Annotated in this window: 18 protein-coding genes and 1 pseudogene; 5 read left to right on the forward strand and 14 right to left on the reverse strand. The window is 51.4% G+C overall.

The window, feature by feature from the left end; translation table 11 throughout:
- Positions 1-24: 24 nt before the first annotated feature.
- The 5 genes from ACP90_RS18905 to ACP90_RS18930 form a co-directional block, all read right to left on the reverse strand.
- Positions 25-2,100 carry a multiheme c-type cytochrome gene (locus tag ACP90_RS18905; RefSeq protein ID WP_158514197.1) on the reverse strand — a complete coding sequence of 692 codons (2,076 nt, stop codon included), beginning with the start codon at positions 2,098-2,100 and terminating at the stop codon, positions 25-27.
- 1,860 nt (positions 2,101-3,960) lie between these two features.
- Positions 3,961-4,539 carry a hypothetical protein gene (locus ACP90_RS18915; protein WP_062489330.1) on the reverse strand — a complete coding sequence of 193 codons (579 nt, stop codon included), beginning with the start codon at positions 4,537-4,539 and terminating at the stop codon, positions 3,961-3,963.
- Positions 4,540-4,610: 71 nt separating this feature from the next.
- Complete coding sequence (locus ACP90_RS18920) at positions 4,611-4,871, reverse strand: hypothetical protein (RefSeq protein ID WP_022997730.1); 261 nt, start codon at positions 4,869-4,871, stop codon at positions 4,611-4,613.
- An 11-nt stretch (positions 4,872-4,882) separates the two neighbouring features.
- Positions 4,883-5,464 (reverse strand): recombinase family protein, encoded by a 582-nt coding sequence (locus ACP90_RS18925; RefSeq protein ID WP_062489332.1) that lies wholly within the window; start codon positions 5,462-5,464, stop codon positions 4,883-4,885.
- A gap of 1 nt (position 5,465) precedes the next feature.
- A complete protein-coding gene (locus tag ACP90_RS18930) occupies positions 5,466-5,753 on the reverse strand; it encodes a hypothetical protein (RefSeq protein WP_145915799.1) in 288 nt (95 codons plus the stop codon).
- Positions 5,754-5,840: 87 nt separating this feature from the next.
- On the opposite strand from ACP90_RS18930, the gene ACP90_RS18935 reads away from it, so the two are divergent.
- Complete coding sequence (locus ACP90_RS18935) at positions 5,841-6,077, forward strand: helix-turn-helix domain-containing protein (RefSeq protein WP_082809780.1); 237 nt, start codon at positions 5,841-5,843, stop codon at positions 6,075-6,077.
- Between the two features lie 7 nt (positions 6,078-6,084).
- Here ACP90_RS18935 and ACP90_RS18940 read toward each other — a convergent pair whose 3' ends face one another.
- Complete coding sequence (locus ACP90_RS18940) at positions 6,085-6,564, reverse strand: hypothetical protein (RefSeq protein ID WP_062489336.1); 480 nt, start codon at positions 6,562-6,564, stop codon at positions 6,085-6,087.
- 708 nt (positions 6,565-7,272) lie between these two features.
- On the opposite strand from ACP90_RS18940, the gene ACP90_RS18945 reads away from it, so the two are divergent.
- From ACP90_RS18945 to ACP90_RS18955, 3 genes and pseudogenes are all read left to right on the forward strand, one after another.
- Positions 7,273-7,677 (forward strand): thermonuclease family protein, encoded by a 405-nt coding sequence (locus tag ACP90_RS18945; RefSeq protein WP_286145689.1) that lies wholly within the window; start codon positions 7,273-7,275, stop codon positions 7,675-7,677.
- A gap of 98 nt (positions 7,678-7,775) precedes the next feature.
- Entirely contained in the window at positions 7,776-8,765 is a 990-nt protein-coding gene (locus tag ACP90_RS18950; protein ID WP_062489338.1) for a pentapeptide repeat-containing protein, read from the forward strand.
- A 142-nt stretch (positions 8,766-8,907) separates the two neighbouring features.
- A pseudogene (locus ACP90_RS18955) lies at positions 8,908-9,581 on the forward strand (SOS response-associated peptidase).
- Positions 9,582-9,612: 31 nt separating this feature from the next.
- Here ACP90_RS18955 and ACP90_RS18960 read toward each other — a convergent pair.
- The 8 genes from ACP90_RS18960 to ACP90_RS18995 form a co-directional block, all read right to left on the reverse strand.
- Complete coding sequence (locus tag ACP90_RS18960; RefSeq protein WP_145915800.1) at positions 9,613-10,119, reverse strand: hypothetical protein; 507 nt, start codon at positions 10,117-10,119, stop codon at positions 9,613-9,615.
- A gap of 35 nt (positions 10,120-10,154) precedes the next feature.
- A complete protein-coding gene (locus tag ACP90_RS28805) occupies positions 10,155-10,289 on the reverse strand; it encodes a hypothetical protein (RefSeq protein WP_286145690.1) in 135 nt (44 codons plus the stop codon).
- A gap of 592 nt (positions 10,290-10,881) precedes the next feature.
- Positions 10,882-11,745, reverse strand: coding sequence for a phosphoribosyltransferase (locus ACP90_RS28295; protein ID WP_145915801.1), 864 nt, complete (start codon positions 11,743-11,745; stop codon positions 10,882-10,884).
- Between the two features lie 1,681 nt (positions 11,746-13,426).
- Positions 13,427-13,795 carry a terminase small subunit gene (locus ACP90_RS28045; RefSeq protein WP_082809944.1) on the reverse strand — a complete coding sequence of 123 codons (369 nt, stop codon included), beginning with the start codon at positions 13,793-13,795 and terminating at the stop codon, positions 13,427-13,429.
- A gap of 708 nt (positions 13,796-14,503) precedes the next feature.
- Positions 14,504-15,271 carry a helix-turn-helix domain-containing protein gene (locus tag ACP90_RS18980; RefSeq protein ID WP_145915802.1) on the reverse strand — a complete coding sequence of 256 codons (768 nt, stop codon included), beginning with the start codon at positions 15,269-15,271 and terminating at the stop codon, positions 14,504-14,506.
- Positions 15,272-15,353: 82 nt separating this feature from the next.
- Positions 15,354-15,674 carry a hypothetical protein gene (locus ACP90_RS18985; protein WP_062489351.1) on the reverse strand — a complete coding sequence of 107 codons (321 nt, stop codon included), beginning with the start codon at positions 15,672-15,674 and terminating at the stop codon, positions 15,354-15,356.
- Positions 15,671-16,438 (reverse strand): HNH endonuclease signature motif containing protein, encoded by a 768-nt coding sequence (locus tag ACP90_RS18990; protein WP_062489353.1) that lies wholly within the window; start codon positions 16,436-16,438, stop codon positions 15,671-15,673. The genes ACP90_RS18985 and ACP90_RS18990 overlap by 4 nt, the downstream gene beginning before the upstream one ends.
- A gap of 15 nt (positions 16,439-16,453) precedes the next feature.
- The gene (locus ACP90_RS18995) at positions 16,454-16,675 is read right to left on the reverse strand and encodes a helix-turn-helix domain-containing protein (RefSeq protein ID WP_062489355.1); all 222 of its coding nucleotides are present in this window, start codon (positions 16,673-16,675) and stop codon (positions 16,454-16,456) included.
- Positions 16,676-16,922: 247 nt separating this feature from the next.
- On the opposite strand from ACP90_RS18995, the gene ACP90_RS28300 reads away from it, so the two are divergent.
- A complete protein-coding gene (locus ACP90_RS28300) occupies positions 16,923-17,741 on the forward strand; it encodes a DUF6076 domain-containing protein (RefSeq protein WP_145915803.1) in 819 nt (272 codons plus the stop codon).
- Positions 17,742-17,746 lie beyond the last annotated feature (5 nt).

Raw genomic sequence — 17,746 nt, forward strand, 5'->3', positions numbered from 1 at the left:
CCCGAGTTCTGCTTGCCTGATACCTCATTTGAGCACGACACTCGCCTTGCGCGTCCACAGCACGGAGCTGCCCTGCACCACCTTGCGCGCGATACCGGCCGGGCTCATGCCGTAGTCGAAGCCCGCTCCCTGAATGGCCGCGATCAGGTTGACCGGCACCATCTGTGAAATCAGCTTCACCGAGATGGAATAGCGTTCACCCGGCTTCAGGTTCTCGGCGGGAACGGCATAGGTCGCGGTGCGGCTTGCCCCCGGTTCCAGGTTCTGCTTGTGCTTTCTGGCCCCGCGCGGCCGGCCGTAGATGGTGGTTGCCCGGCGTTCCGGCCGAACGAGCGGCAGAACGTCCGTCGAAGTGTTCACCGCCAGCACCTGTTCGCGTTCACCGCCACGCAGCAACCGGACCACGAACTTGGATTGCAGGCTGAACAGGTCCTTGTCGAGCTTCAGCTCGCCATTGTGAACGTAAAGCGAGTGGGCATCGCGAACGTCGCCATTGGGGTCCCGGTCACCGGACACATAAACCGTGTTGCCCTTGCTGTCCTTGACCGTCACCTGAAGGAATATCAGCCGTTCGGCGTCAAACCCGGTCGGCACACCGTGTCCGTCCGTGCCGCTGCTGACATCGACGGAGAACTTCAGAGCCCGGCTGGTGTTGTCGACAATGGTGATGTCACTCAGCTTGAAGCCGTTGCGCAGCACCTGAAGCCGTGCCTGACGCGCCTTTTCCAGCCGCTCGAACTGGGTATCCAGGATCTCGCGGCCATCATAACGATCATCGATGGACGACCAGGCTTCGGGAAACTTGTAGCCATCCTTGACGTTGTCCTCGAACTTGTCCGTTCCCCAACCGGCGCCGACATTGAACTGCAGCCATTCAGCCAGTGTCTTGAACTCCGCCGCCTCGACGTTGTGCGGGAAAATGCCCGGATGAATGATCGAGTAATCAGGGCCTGCAAACATGTGGTTGGTCAGTTTGCGGTTACGGGTCGGGACATCGCCCACAATTGCAGCGGGGCCGTAGTCATAGCCGGAGGCAACGCCCTGAACCTTGCCCATATGGCAGTCCTGACAGGTCTCGCCCCGCTTGGCGGCCGGCGAGCGCTTGTATTCGGCAAAAGCCTCTTCCAGCTTGAAGCCGTTGAACAGCGTCACATCATGGCAGGTGCCGCAAAAGCCTGGCTTGGTGAGCGCGAAGAAAGGCTTGGCCTCGGTATGGATGCTGCGTCCCGGATCATCCTTGCTTTGGGAAACCCGGTATTCCTCGGGCGTGTTCAGAACGCGCTTCAGCTCCTCGCCGCCCTTCGGGCCATAGACCGGCGAGAAGACATCCCCCTCTTCCAGCGCGAACCGGCCACTGATCTTGCCGTAGTTCCGGCTGACGCGGTGGCAGGCAACGCAGGTGATGCCCTCCCGTGAGGTCGGATTGCGCTTCAGGTTTGAGACATAGAGCGACTCGCCAATGTTCATGCCGACCGGGTTGTGACAGCGAATGCAGAAGTCGCCATTGGTCGCACTGGTCTTCATGTTGATGGTGGTCTGCATCGCCATGTAGATCGGGCTCAGCTGCGCATAGGCATGCTGAGACACTGACCATTGCTCATACTGGCCAGGGTGGCAGGTCGCACAGGTGTTTGCAGAAGGATATTTGCTTTCCAGGAAGAGCTTTTCATGCTCCGCATTGGCTGTTCGCCGGATCGTTTCTTCTTTTTTCTTGCCTTCAACGGTTTCGGTCAGCCCGGTTCCGCCGCCACTCAGCAGGTCGTCATCATCGCCAACTGTCAGAAGGTCATCATCGGAGAGAAGATCGTCGTCTCCGGCCAGAAGGTCGTCGCCGGAAACATCGGCCCCGTCGCCCGCAAGCAGGTCATCACCTTCAAGCAAATCATCCCCGGCAAGCAAGTCATCGCCAGCCAGAAGATCATCGCCATCAGCCTTGGGTTCATCACCTGCCAGCAGATCGTCACCATCGGAAACAGAGGCGGCACCGGGTTCCTCTGCGGTCAGCAGATCATCGCTTCCGTCATCGGAAGGCAGCAGGTCGTCGCTGCTGTCCGTCAGAATCGCCTCATCCGAAACCGCGTCTTCGGCGGGCGTCAGCAAGTCATCATTCTGTTCGGCTTGCGCCAGGATCAGGCGATCGCCGGCGCTCCTGCCGTTTTCGAGTTGGGATACGAAATCGACCAGCGCCCGTACATCGCCAGATTGGATAAGCTGCTGGTGATACTGCCGAAATTCGTCTGAAAAAGCGGCTGCGCGATCAACACTGCCGGCGCCGGAAAGGATGAGTATTCCGAAAAGAGGCTTCAAAAACGGTCGAAAAAATTCCGATAAACGCGACATTCCAGATCCACACAAAACATGTTCTCAGGCCATCGCTTACACCGATCCCCCAACTCAAATTCACACTACGGAAACCTCAGGACAACATCAAAAGAAAACTGTTCACAAATTAGCCGCATTTTCGCATTGGTAAACTCGCGGCTAACCGCAGGAACAGACAGAGCAACGCACTTTCGCGTCGCTAACCGGTGCCTTCATATTTCGGGTAATGGCGTGAATCAATTGCGTTGCCGGCAACATTCGCCCGGAAGGTCACAAAGTTGCTGCAACTGTGTTTCCGCTCGCAACAACGCACTCTCGCAAAACAATGTTTGCGTCACACCAGCATACAGACTGGATTACCTGCGGCGCAGCGAATTAGGACTATGAAGGTGGGAAGAAGGAAAGTGGCGGAGAGGAAGTCTATCGAACTATGACAATAAATAACTGATATTAAATGATATTAAGTGGAAATTTTCGATTTTGCCTACTTCTATGCCTACTTTTGAACTTTCCGCCTCTCGATTTCACGCTTTCGTGAGCTGTCTACCCCGAGCGGCCTCCGGATCAAATTTGCTCATACGAATACGAATGAATTGGTTTCCACTGTGCCCTGGTCGCGTGCGTAGACACTTCTAATAATGCGTGCGTAAGTCCTGTTGAAAATTAGGTATCTGCCAGAGTGGAGCGTCAACATACGGTTACGGTTGAAGCCGCCGCTGTAGTTTCAGCATTCTCAAAAGATCATTCAGCGCCCATAGCTGCGCAGCTCCAGCTCAATCATCAAAAACCTGAATCAATTCCGCCCTCATTGATTCAAATAACCCATTGAATTACTTACGCTTTTCGCCACCTTCAGCCTAAACAATCTCTGTAAGCAGCTTATATTAGCTTCATGCCAAAGGATCTGCTCCTATGCAGCGCCCGCAATACAATTGTGGCCGCAACGATGATTTGCGTTCTACTTCCTGCGTTTTCTTTCGCTGAAGAAGGCGCTTCGGTTGTCGTTGACCCGCGCATAAACTCGTCACGATGGGACCCGCCAGAGAGATACGTCGGCAAGTTCCTGGGCATCCTAACAGTCAAGACGCTACCACCTGACGAAATCCATGCTGCGTGTGTGAAGATCGGACAGGCTCCGGACACGGATGAGCCTCGCGGGTGCGCCCGCTGGTGGCCAAATCCTATGCGGTGCACTGTCGTCTCTATCGACCGACCAGCCTACGGGACTAATCCAGCTTTCGTCATCTGGCACGAGATTGCTCATTGCGGACCTGAAGGCTGGCCCGACACCCATCCTGAGTGAACTACTGAGGCACGTGTTTGACGTCTTCGCTAAGGAATTTGTAAATCGCAGCACGGACAAGCCTCGCACAAGAGATATCCCTATCCTTGGCAGCTTTCTTGAGGGCATCACGCTGCGCCGTCGTGAGCGTAACGGGAAGCTTTTCCGTATATTTAGATTTTCTCACTTTAAGAACTTCCATAAATATCTGATTAAGTGAATATATCACGTCAATAAATATGAGAAAACATCAACAATACTTGAGGGCTAAACTCTGGTTGAGGGGCAAATGAAAAGCGCGCGGCAGGTATTAACCCGTCGCGCGCATATTGGCTCGATATCAGATTGGCTGAATTTTAAGCCGGTTGCAGTGCCTCGAACTCTTTCATGAGCTCCAACATCCGTTCAGGGCCATGTTCTTCAACGCGCGCGCGAAACTCAGACAGCCTTCCAATGCGTTCATCTTCACGTCGCTGACCTTCGCGGAGCGGCTCCAGTTCAGCATCCGTGATTTCCCGAGGTTTCGGCACAAGACCTTGCGCTGCCAAAAGTCGCTTCGCGTCCTCGCGTGCAGAAATGAGTGTTTCATCCCTCCAGGCACCGCCGCCATCGATTGTGCCGAGCAAAACCTTGACCGCTATTTCTTCAAAGGTATTCGCTGGAGTTTCGTCGATCTGCTCCATTAGGGCGTCGTATTCTGCTCGGTGCGGCATCAGTTCGAACATCTCGACGAAGTCGAACTCCTGGAGCAAAGGAAGCTGCGCCAAATCTATGGCGAGCCATTCCGAATAGATCGGCCCGATTGCTGCGATTGCAGGAGCCGCGCATGACGAAAGAGTAAGCGCCGGCACCGCAGCGGCAGCGGAAATCGAGCCCGTCAGAAATGCACGACGATTGAACGTTGTGCGGTCACTCGGTATCGTATTAATAGCCATGTCAAATTCCCCGTGATTGGATTTCGTGGTTAGGGTAGGTTGGGCGCGTCACCGCCTAACCTGCCCGGCATTCAGAACAAGTCGCCTTCAAGTACCTTGTCCAAGACTTCGATTTCTCCTTTCGCTTCGTTGGTGATTTCGTTCAGCAGCTCCACAAGCACGCGGAGCTCCCTGTAAAACTCCCAGCCATCCGGCGTGTTCGGTGTGAAACCGTAGATCAATGACAGGATGACACTGGACAAAACCACCTGTCTTTCATTCGCCTGGTTGATAAGCTCGGCCCTCTCGCAAATGCGATCGGTCGCCTGTTTGGAAAGGCGTTTCTTGGTCATTGCCGGTTCTCTCAAAAGTCGCTGACAATTTCATCGATGCGGCCCAGTGCGGACGAATACTCTCCGAAGCGGATCTGCCAAGCGATGAAACTGAGATGTTTGCGAACGTCACCGGCAAGCGCCTTTACGCTGTCCGCAGTCGCTGCCGCATCGGTGTCGAGGCTTTGAATGTCATTCGCGAGCTTCTCAGCCTGCGTTTCCAATTCGCACAGGTGGCGCAGCACATGGCCGTCATTCCCGGCCAAAGGATCTGACAGGCAAAGCGATTGCCTGAGTTTGACAATGAAGTCCGTGAGCGTCCCGGCCTGTGACAGGCATTCAAGCGTGACCTGCCGTGACCGCAGCCATTCTAGAAAAGACAGCATCTCCGCGTCATCCGACCCAAGCCGATCCAGCTTCCAGACAATGAGCGTGTCACCGGGCTGAAGGTGTAGTTTCATGCGCTCGAATTGGGGGCGGCGCTTTTTGGGTTTAGCCATCCAGTCCTGAAACAGGTAGTCAACATTTCGTCGAATGAGGGCGGCGCGCTCCTGCGCCTGTTCCCTACCATCGGTGACCAGCGTGTAGGCGAAGGTGCGGGTTTCGGCTTCCATGTCAGGCCCCCATTGCCGCCAGTTCTACGGAAAGAGCGTTCCACCGGGCATAGTCCGGAGCGAACAGACGGGTTTTCATCTGAAGGCGGAGCACTTCGCCCCGAAGCCCTTCCCGGCGCGGATTGGCCGTTGCCTCGAATTTGCCAGCCTTTGCGTCACGCCATGCGCCGCGAAGGCACAGAGCGAATACAGCTGCGTAGGAATACCCGGCGTAGAGCTTCGGAAAGTTCGCCATGTCCTGGCGGGTCCGTTTGTGGGCTTCTTTCATGATACGGGCTTTGTCGAACATTGGCTTGCGTCCCATGTGCTGTTAGCACTAATATGGGTCTTATAGCATATGCTGTCAACACTTAATATGTGCTAGGAGCACAAATTCATGCCCGATGCCCCAATGACCGGTGATCAGTTTCGAATGGCAAAAGCCGCACTTAACCTGTCAAACCCGCAAGTTGCCGAAATGACGGGGCTGCACAGAAACACACTGAATAAGGCTGACAAAGGAGATGCGACGAATGCTACGTGGGCGCTCCTTAGACTTACTTTTGAACAAGCTGGCCTAGAGTTTATTCCCGAGAACGGAGGAGGCGCTGGCGTCAGGCTGAAGAAAAACTGATCTGGGGTCAGTCTGCGAAACGCGGATATACTGAAGTTACACTCCACACCATGTCTTTTGCTGGAAATCGCCCTTTGTCGCTTTCGGGAGCGCCAAAAACCAATGGAGGAACACGCCAGCAAGTTCCGTGCGAGCCTCCATCTTTGATGATCTTGTCCGTCTGATAATTTCCGTACTCGCTGCGATAAGTGGTGTCACTGTAGCCTTCCCGCTTGCCTTCAACGATGAAGGATACCTTCTCGATAGTTGAGCCAGACTCGTTCAAGAAGCCTATAAACAGCGGATATTCCTCAGAGCACTTATCCAGGTCGAAGAAAATTTCTATCTGCACCGCTTCTCTTTTTCGCTGGTCTAGATAGTCGCTTAAGAAAATGATGCCGCCACCTGCCACCGCGAAAGCCAGCAAAACACCAGCCAAAATCAAAGTCTTTTTTGGGTAGGCGAACATTAGAAATACAAAGATGCCTATTCCAACAACCCAAGTCATATCAACGTCCTTAGTACGCAAAATTTCGGGCTTGGGCCTAGCATTCAATCTGCGTCAGCTTTTGTTGAGCAGGCTCCCCACAACCCTAGTTTATAACTCTCAGTCATTCTATTTTAAGTCTATCCTCTGGGTATAGGCGAATGGCTGTTATTTGGTTGTAGACTGAGAGGGACCAAAGCAATGGATTGGAAAGCGTGCGTTGCACAGAGCGAAAAACTAGGCATTCGCTCTAGGTTCGATTGGCCAACTGGCGAAGGATTCGATTGCAACCCTACGGCCTTCACTTTCAATGATGTATGGGGGGGAATAAGTTGGGTCTGGACGTATCCAGGCGATTTTATTTTAAGCAGCGAACCGATGCGGTCGTTTTTCGAACTAGGTAATGAGCCGATTATCGGTAGTTGGATCTCGACGATTTTGGCTTGGTTCCTCCTATTTCTTATCACTTCGGGAGCAAGAACATGAAAGGTGCATCGCTTCTCATCTGCGCCTGCGTCTTCGCAATCGACGAAAGCTGCGACAGCTGCAGGGGGTGAACAAGGCAGTAGGGGGCAACGATAGTAAGAGGGCGAATTGCTAAAGCGCAGACGGGGCAACGTTGTAAAATTCAGGCCGCGACGACGGCAGCGACCATACCTTCTTTGGTTTCTTTGTATTGTAGCCATTTCTGTATTTGTCGGCACTAGAGAAGATCTTCAGATTGACGGCATGCTGCACGAGTTGATGCAGTGGCATCCTGAAGCCCTCACCAGCGACTCCAACGTTATCAGATGCAATTCGCTAACAGCGGTCGATGGGGACACCATCAAATGCGATGGCGTGAACATGCGTGACATGGGGGACGGAAAGCCGTTCGTGTCTGGGTATGACACACCAGAGATATTCCGGCCAAAGTGCCAGCAGGAGTTGGAGCTGGGGCGTGCTGCCAAGGCGCGGATGCAGGAGCTGCTTCAAACGCCAGGCGTCCAGGTTCGCAAGTCCAGGAAGGTGGACCGGTACAAGCGGCCGTTGGTGTGGGTAATGTTGCCGGACGGGGAGAGCGCGGGTGCTGTACTTATTGAGGAAGGGTTGGCAAAAAAATGGTCATCAGAATACACACCAAATTGGTGTTGAATTGAGAAAACAGGTGGTGGAATAGTGGTTTTTGCCATTTGAAGCGGCCACGCTTTTAAGTTCTTTTGAATAATATTCCCGAGCTCAAGGAGCGATCAATGAAAGTAAATAGGGAGAATTTTGGAAATCTATTCAGAGCGGTGACAAATTTTGAATTACTTGGAAAAGTATTAATTATAATAGAATTGGTGGCAATACCTCTTGGCGTTTACGCAATTTATTTAGGCTACGCTGCGCTTCAATTGCAGGTCGAGTCAAATGATCAACAACTGGTCGCAACTGCTTGGCAGCAGCTCACGACTGCCGCGCCAGGAAACTCAGGCAAGTCAGAAGCGCTTATGACGTTGGCAGGCAAAGGCGTGCCATTGGTAAACCTACGTTTAGACTGTGAAACGATGGGCGGACAGTTTCATGTTCACGACACGTTTCCCGAATTGGAAAGATGCAAAGGGGCGCCCTACTTTTCTGATCTGACGTTCCACTCTGCTTCGCAAGCTTTGTCATACTCAACTTTCGATGGTTCGGACTTCAATGGATTCTCGATCGAAGACAACATTGTATTCGGATTGAGTATTAGAAAATCAGAAATAAAAGGCATGAATTTTGTAGAAACCAATGTATATGATCTTGATATAACGGAATCTAATTTGGAAGAAGCTAGTTTTAATAGAGATATTGATGGCATAGTAGCTATTAGAACTATGTTTCAGAGCGTTGAGTTTACCGATATGCAGATAAGGGGGGCAGACTTTACCAACGCTAAATTTTCACAGGTAACCTTTAAAGAAGCAAATGCGTCCGACTGGAATGTTTCTGGAGCGGACTTTTGCTGGATTCATCCGTATGTGATTTTGGGAGACGATCAAAAGCCAGAGGATTATTGCGCCACTGGATTGAGTCCCGATCATTCTTGGAACATTTGGGCATGGGATGACAACGCGCCGAAAGGTCTTGAGCCACTGAAAGACTTCATTGAGTCCGTAAAACTTTGCCCAGCAAGCCTAAGGAACGATTACTACAAGAACATTGCACAAGAATATTTTGATTTTACAATAAATCGAGGCTTCACTCTTCCAAAGGGGTGCTAGACGTGGTTGGCTTTGTCCTTTCAGGCGGCTGCTTAGCCAGTTCAGTTCCAAATAAGCGCGGTCGAGTTTCAATCCCGCACCGCGTTTCAATCTATTCCGTTAAATCGTCTTCAAGGCTTGAAGTCAGAGGAGGCGAAATTGCATGTGCGGTCGTTTCACGCAGATAAGACCTTGGCGGGAGATTGTCCGGCTGTACCGCCTCACCGATAAGGACGCGACCAGAAACACCGAAGCGCGCTACAACATCGCCCCGACGCAGGATGTACCGTTCATCCACCTCGATAAAGACGGCAATCAGAGTGTCTCAGATGGGCGCTGGTGGCTAGTGCCTCACTGGGCCAAGGAACTGCAGTCCAAGTACCCGATGTTCAATGCCCGCTCTGAAGACGCTGAGAAGAAACCGGCCTTTCGGGATGCCTACAAAGCCCACCGCTGCCTGATCCCGGCAGATGGCTGGTATGAGTGGACCAAGGGTGAAGACGGCGGCAAGGACCCGTGGTCATACATCTGCCGGACATTGAGGCGTTTTCGTTCGCCGGGCTCTGGGCTCACAACACCGCCCTTGATGTCACGTCCTGCACGATCCTGACGGCGGCGGCGGTCTCACCCATCGACAAGGTGCACAATCGCATGCCTATCGTGCTGGAATCTGCGGCCTATGATCAATGGCTAGATCCATCCACGGCGATTGAGGACGCAAGGGCGTTGCTTAGCCAGAACAAGGGTGCCGAGTTCGAGTTCTACCGAGTTGGCAGGGCGGTCAATTCATCGAGGACCGGCAACGACCCGAGCCTTTTGGAGCCCGCTTCGAAATAGCCGCTTGCTATTTTCGCCAGCCATCTGACATTCATAACTCCGGTTCGGGTTTAGGTTTGCGCTGCTTCCTTTTGATCGTTTTTCTCGGATGTTTCCGCGCCTTTATATCTTCTTGGAACTTGAACCTATTTCGTTCTTGAATTGCCTCAACAGCGCGAATTCCCTCAAATAACTGTGTCTCGCCTGCAGATGCTTGGGTGCGTTGACGAAGAAATTCTGACGCGACCAATTGGAATGACCCAGCAACGATACGCTCAATCCCAAACCGCATCTCATCGAACGGTTGATCCATATCCTTCCTGAAATCCAATGCTCTGGACACTTCGTGAGATGCCGGGTAACAGCCCTCAACCTCGCGATATTGTTGGTACACACTGACGACGGCGGCACAATTGGCACCGACCTCGTAGGCTTTTCCCGCTCCCCTGCTGACCCTGAGCAGGTTTGCGAACAGCAACCTAAGTTCTCGTTCCAAGTGGTCGAGTATCTGACGACGTGCAATTTCTTTAGGATCATTTTCAACGACAAGCTTAACCATGGGACCTCTCCGGTTTATAGTCCCCTGCATTGCCGCTATCGCATTAAAGCAGAAATCAACACGAATACCAGAGCCAAACCTGCGCCGATTGCAATGGCCCATGTTCCCTTGGCGTGGAACACAAACCCACCAGGCAATTGAAAAAACAAGCTGTCCTTTTCCTTGTCCATAATCGATACACCTCCGTAAGGAACTGTTTATGATTATGGCGACGAAAAGTTACCATTTTCGTATCAATTGACTTCATTAACGGCGGTCGCATGCGTTTGCAGAATAGTGATATCTGAGATTCTGGCGACTACGTTCAGCGCCCCTGAGCAGATTCAAGTTGCGCGTCTTGCAATTTGCACGCAACCTCTGATGAGCTTGGGGAGGCTAAAATGAAAAAGATGGCGTCAGTACTGATCGCGGTTGCCGTGATCGCCAGCAGCGTTCTACCGGTTTACGCGCATAGTGGTGGGTGTCGAAAGGACAGTCCTAAAGGGCAGTGCTGTCACGCGGGGAAGAAGCCGTACCATTGCCATAAGTGATGTTGGATGCAACGACATCTGGCTCAACACTTCTATTCAAGTGTACGACCGAAGTTACGTGCGGACGCTAGGATGCGGAGTGTGCTAAAGGGAATGGGAAAAGAGTACAGTTGCGCAGAAAAATAGCCGGTGCACGTACACCGGCTAAGCGCTTACTTTCTTTCGTTCCGCAATGCGTGGATGAACTTTGTATCCACGTTTCTGCGCCACGATCTTTGCTTCTTCCTGGACTTCATTTAGCTTTTGTTTGATTAATTTCTTCTCGAAGTCGTTGAAGTAAGGCGTCCCCGTCTGCGAGGTCGGGGATTTTTTTCCCCCATTCTGAGAGAAAAGTGCCTTCCATGTTTGTAAGGCAAACTGTTTCATGTCCTATCTCCTCGCGCCAAAAATCGTCAATTTGAACGCTGTACTGTGATTTAAGCACGCCAACCATGTGCTCATCAATAGGAAACGGCTGATGGCTTCCATCTTTGGTTGCCAAAGACGTAGCCGATATAACCGTTCCGCCATGCTCTACAATATAACTTCGCAACGTGGCTAGTGTTCCACCAAAATGGAACATATCGTCGGCAATTATATAGGCCGACTTTTCGTTTACTTCGCCTTCAAATTTAGACTGCCAGATAAATCTCTGAAAATTTGTTAATTTTTTTCGCCCAGGTCTAGCGACTTGGATTATTTCAGAAGCAACCTCGCACTCTAGAACTTGAGCTAGATATCGCGCAAATGCATGAGGTATTGCATTTGTAGGCCTTGCGGATGGGTCAAATCCACCATTTCCTGCGTCCCATTCGGGATGGGGTACTATTATAATGGGATCCAATTTTGTCTTTTCTAGGTCGTCGATCACCCGATCAATTGCTTGTTCATTGGCGCACTCGTCAATTATTTCAAAAGCTGCATCAAGGTCGAAATTTTCTTTTGCCCTATTGTACCTTTCTCTCTTAATTTTTGCTTCTTTTTCAGATGTTTTGTACTGGCCAAGAACATTTGGATAATTTGTGTGAGCAATGACTATTGAAGGGTCAATTGTTCTCCACGGTGCCCGATAGTGAGGGCCTCGATTTGGGGGCACAGGTTTATTTTTATTAGTCATAAGGAATGCAGAGAATCAATGTTTGGGTGTATTCTTGACATTTGTATATCAATGATACCTTGAGAGGCTCAAGCGCCCCGGTTGCGTCTGGCGGCTTCCTTGGCCGCTTCTGAAATGCTGGCAATCATTATTGAACGCTGGACATCCTGCCTAGAAATCCCAAGCTCTTCAGCTACCTTGCGGATTCCCGCCTCTTTGGGCTGCACTCCTCCTGAGGGTGGCCCAACTTGGGCCACCTTGGCCTGCATAAGTTCGCGCCATCGCTCAATCTGTTCAGATTTCTCAACTGCGGTAAGTTCATTGCGGTGCAGGTTCTCTGCGATCTCGCGAAGCTCTTCATTTGCTAGCGGTCAAATTTGGAGTACCCTCTTTCCCCGTGAAAGATGAGGGGGATTTAAAAATGCGCGCAATGATTTTCGCATTGGCGATGGCAGCAAGCAGCTCCCTCGCTTTTGCCGGCTGCTTCGGAAGCGGTAATTTTCAATCCTGCACCGATAGTTCCGGAAATTCCTACACAGTTAATCGCTTCGGTAACACCACGACAATGCAGGGGTTCAACTCTCAAACCGGGTCGAATTGGTCACAGCAATCTACGACGCTGGGGAATACAACGTTCCATAATGGAACCTCCAACGGCCGGAGTTGGAATATGCAGCAGCAGCAACTCGGCAACGGCTACCAAATGTACAATGGCACGAACAGCAATGGCCAGTCATTCACAAAAACCTGCGGTCCACTAGGATGCTTTTAGTCCCGCATGGGCGATGACCGCGTGTATGTCGGGTTTCACGGCCGGGAGTGAATCCCGACAGATCTCTGGGGCAATTCCAAACGGATCGTTTTTTCAATGTCTATTTTTGACAGCGCCGCAAAGATGGCGAATGGCTGAACTTTTTTGACATTCCCATCTCAGAATTTGGCTGAAACTGGCCATTTTCTTTAAATTGACTTGTTGCACCTGGCGTTCTTGAAAAGGTATTCAGGCAAGCTCGATACTCGTGACCCGCTAGAAGTTCGCACCACCCCAGCGCCACCAACCGTGCTGGTATCAGTTCAGATAGAATTTTCAGGCTTTGCATGTCGTGCAAGTGTCAGAGCAATCGAATTTGCCTCGCGGGCGCGCGTACTGGTCCGAAAATTCGGAACTGAAGTTTTTTAAAACTGCCAATGTTGAGTTTTCTAAGCTCTTATCGATTGGGCTGTTAAGTTTTCTTAAGGTCTGAAGACATCGACAACGACAGGTTTTGTCAGGCCCCAAAGGCCTGGTGATGTGAAGTTTTGTGAGGTACTGGCAATCTGAGCCATTTCAGGTTTTCTCAGGTCTGACGAGCCGCCTAGGTCAAGTTTTGTCAAGCTCCAGGCCTATTAATGGGCTTCAATAGCGTCAAATCTTCAAAATAAGATACCGCCAGCGTTCAAATTAGAGTTTTTCCTAGTCACTACCTGAAATTTTCAAATCACGCTCCACGACTCTTAAAATTGATTCTTCTCAAGTGTCGATTTGGCGGCCCGGTTTTTGACCCTATGTGACTGGTAAAAAACCTTCCTCGTGTTGTGATGTGAGAAAAACCTTCCCGAGACTGTCTGCAAAAAGCGGCAGCCCCCTCCCCTTTACGGCGTCCAAAAATTCGTCTGCCTGCCCTGAACTGTGAAACCGTGACACCCTCAATCTCAACATTCTTCAACATGCGCTGAATGTGATCAGCTTATGTTCTCGCGTTGTGACCCCGAAAAAATCTTTAGGGGGATCGACTGAAAAAAGCGGTACATGCCACATAGGCCACGTCAACGACCATAACATTTGATAACAGGCGAGAGCTATGTTCAGGGGCGGCTGCCGCCTCTTTTGCGGCCTCCGAAAATTAGGGGCCTGGTCTTTTCCAGTTTCCTGAAGAACACGATCCTGGGTGATCTGCGTGCGTTGTGAGCGCTGGCTCTGGGCTTCGGAGATGGCTTCCGCAATATCTAGTTTTGCTAAGTTCTGGCAGCCAATGTCTTTTGCCGTCTTTTCACTGTATCCTGCCCGGATTGCTGCCTGCGTCGCGTTCAGATCCGCCGCACTTTTTCCGGCTTCAAGAAACTCAACCGCCCTGCCCTGTCGATCTTAACTTCGTTCTTCGGGGCTTTGCGAAAATTCCCAAGTCGAAGTTACGGCTTCAGGCCAAACGTGCGGATCCAGAATTACCCTGAATAGAGGATGTATTGGCATCACGTTTCCCGGTGTAAAGAAATTCACTCGGTTATTCGGCGCGACCCGCAATAGTGGTGCCGACCGAGCCAAGAAATGTCATTCGCGTAGTGACCTCAGGAAAATCTTCCACTGGCGCGTTTCTGCGCTGATCGTCGTATCCGTCCGACTGCTTCCCGCCCACACCAATCGACGGCCTGTGACGCAGCAAACTTCCTCGCATAGACGCTTCTAAGAATTCGCCTCGCGTTCTGACCCTGAAAAACCTTGGCTGAGCCTCGTCTCTTACGCCATCCGAAAATTGCTTCGTGCAATGACCTTGGAAAAATCTTGGTCCCAAGAGGTGCAGCGCGCTAGGCGGCGGAAGACGGGTCCGGGAGCGTTCCCTTGCTCCTGTTTTTCCGAGACCTGAAGCGGTCCAGCCAAATGATGTTGTCTTCCGGTTCTCTTTTGAACCACGATCTGTTGTGGCGGCGAATGAGCTCCAGTCCTTCTTCGAAGGTGGCATCATCCGAGTAAAGCAACTGCCTCAACGCTTCATTCGCATCCATGCGTGGTCCTTCCTGCTACCTAAGCTTCTGCCGCCAAACCAAACGGTAAGATTTCTTCGCAGAGTCTGTACGCCCGGCCATAGACGGGATCGTTGATGTCATCGATCTCAGACATGAGAGTTTCGAGATACTCATACCATTTTGGCTGATCGATAGGTTCACCCCTCACTAGCGCCCTTTCGAGGATGGCGAGGGTACCGCCGGGATTTTCCCCAGTGACTGCTTTAGAGGGTATAGGATAGTCTCTTTCCTGGATGGGCGCAGTTTCTGCTGAATGTATTCCCACTGTTTCACAGGATATATTATATGCTTCGCATAATATATTTACCTCAGCAACCTCTTGATATTGTTCAGGTTCGCAAAAATCCCGGTTACCTATCGGATTGTCATTGGTAGCGATTTCGTTACCTATCTCGTCATATTGGGTAACAGCCTCGTTACCTATTTCAGCCTTTTTGGACCCCAAAATCTCTCGATCAGCGGGGGTGTAAAGAACGCTGTAAACGCGCAATTTTTTGTTCAACGGGTGTGGTCTGCCTTCTATGTAACCAGACTCGCCGAGCGTACGAAGAGAGCGCGACAGGCTCTTGAGATGGCATTGCACTAGACCGGAAAGCCGCTTGTGACTTGCATAGCAGCCGGTCTTATTGGCCCCCAATCTGTCATGTGACGCGATCACCATCAGGACGCGCAAATCTAGCGCCGAAAGCCGGTCATCGCCAATCGCACGAGCCGGAACGGGTGAATAGATCGGCTTCTCTTTTGTTGGTGTGTTCTTGTCTGTCATTTGCCTGCCGCATGTTGGTTATTGCTGTTATGGATTGGCGCGGGGACGGTTCGCCCCCGGCCTGTGTTCTGGCCTCTGAAATTCAGACTTTTTCCTGCTCGAAGACTTCAGCCGGCGCAGTCGCATCCGTGAACGTTGGTTCGTTGTCGTTCACATTGGAGAACCGCAACCGTGCCCAGCGCCTTGCGACACACTCATCGCGGCTGAACAGTCTGTGACCGAGTTCATTACGTCCTCGGCTCAGGTGTTCGCAATTGTCGTGCATCGCCATCGCGCCAGCATTCGTTACCAGCATGATCGTGGCCGCCTGACTAGTGAAGAGGTAAGGCGGGAGATCCCCAAACTTCTCGATTTCTTCCGCCAGGGACGAAACCGGGATTGGCTCAAGCACGGATCGGCTCATTTCGAAGCACCTCCGTCGTTGTCGTTGGCAGGAGCGCCGATCAGGAGACCGAAGGCATGCGCACGGGCATCTATGGCGCAGCGCAAGCAAGTGTAAGTGCCAAGTTTCACGTTCCGGTCAGCAATGCCGATTGATGCGAGATAGCGTTGCGCTGAAGCAATCCAGCTAACTCCACGGTGCCCGGTGTTGGAGTCGGTTGGAGCAATGCGGTTAAGAGAGTTCTGCCAGGGAAGGACTTCTCGCAGGTTCGACTTTTCGGAGTCATTTTTGACAAGACGGTTATCCGAGCGGTTGCCGTTCTCGTGGTCAATATGCCCGATAGGTTCGCGACCATAGACCAACTTGAAAATAAGCCGATGTGCCCTGTATGCGATGCCATCGACAAAGATCTGAACATACCCATCGATAGGCGTCCCGGCCATGTCTCCTGCACGTTGACCGCCCCTTGACACCTTCCACGTCAAAACGCCTGTTTCAGGGTCATAGTTGAACAGTTCAATAAGCCGTGTCTGCGTCGGCAAGGGTTTACAATAGGGTGCCTCGGCGGGCTCGAAGCTCGAAAGCCTCAGGCGGACCTTTTCGGCGTTCTTCTGCTTGCGCTTTTCATCGAACTCACGCGGCCTGCCGGTTGCATTTTCAGCGTTGCATGTGCATACTGAAACTTGCCTAGCAGCAAATTTCAAAGGCGTGCCATCGCTTTTGTTTTCAACCCCAGCACTGCGACCAACAGCGCTGGGGTTTTCATTTCCGGGTACGAAATCCATCTGTCACGCCTCCCCTCAAGCCGCTGCCGGTTCGGCGTTGTCGTTGCCCGCCGCGCCCGGCGCTTGACGGGTGGGAAGTGCGTCGAGTTCTTCAATCCTGAACAGCACTTTGTTGCCAAGGTAATACTTGGCGAGTTGGCCAGATTTTACTTTCCTGTCGATTGTGTCACGGCTGCAATTCCCGAGGCGAGCCATCGCGCCGTTGAAATCAGTGAAGCCACTCTGCATTTCGTCCATCCTCTTCCGGTTCTCTTAACCTGATGCAGGAGACTCGAAACAATCGATACTTAGACCGACACCTGCGCCTGCTGCCCTGTCGCTTGCTGCCGCATTTTACAGCTTGCTATTGTGAGCGTTCCTGAAGTATACGAGCACTAGCTTTACGATCAACGTTAACTTTACCGTAAAAATTAACTTTCAACGCGAAAAAACTCTCTTAAACGCGTTAAGCATTCACTAGAGCAAAAAGTAAGGGAGCGTGAGAGTGTCCGGTATCAAAGTAAGAATGACCTGGGAGCGGCCCGTAAACGAGATTGAGCTGAGGTCTAAGGATTTGGCTCAAGAGCAACCAAAACATCATCCCGGCACGTTGAGCTCAGTCGCTGCAACATCGCTGACGCGCTACAATGGCGATCCAGAGACAGCCGTTTTTGTTACCAGCCGAGAAGGTACGGAATCATATACCCTCTCTGTTGACGATCCACGGCTTCTCTCTCCTCTTTATCAGCAGATTACAGCCGCTGATACTTTGAAAAAAGCGCAGAGATTTGTGCAACTTTATGGACCATTGACTGAATTCGGATTGAGCAGGCCAGGTGCTCCCATGTTACACATGATCGGTGACATGGACCGATATAGGAGAACTTCCGGAGCTACTGAAATAAAGTACACTTACAAAGATTTTGAACGAGACAGATCTAGCATTCTAAAAGTCATCGACATCTTAGCAAATCTTAAGGACAAAGAACTTGATGACCTAATAAGCTCTGCAAGTGGCGATGATCAGCATATAAAGGCGATTTCACTTGAACTACGGCTAGAGACATTTTTCAGGCCCCATGATGGTGCATTCACACCAGTATTCTCCGTAAAATCTCCAATCCACTTTTCTGCATTTGAGCTCTTTAACGGCCTTCATTCAGGCGGGGAATTTAGAAAATGCGAGTATTGTGGTCGGCTGTTTGGCGTCGGCTCGGTCTGGGGCAAATCAACTAGAGCCAAATTCTGCAATGACAGTCACCGTAATCTCGCAGCGCAAAAGAAGGCAAAAGAACGGACTGGCTCTAAAGCCGACAGCTTCTGAAAATC

The sequence above is a fragment of the Labrenzia sp. CP4 genome, from assembly GCF_001579905.1.
GTDB lineage: Bacteria > Pseudomonadota > Alphaproteobacteria > Rhizobiales > Stappiaceae > Roseibium > Roseibium algicola.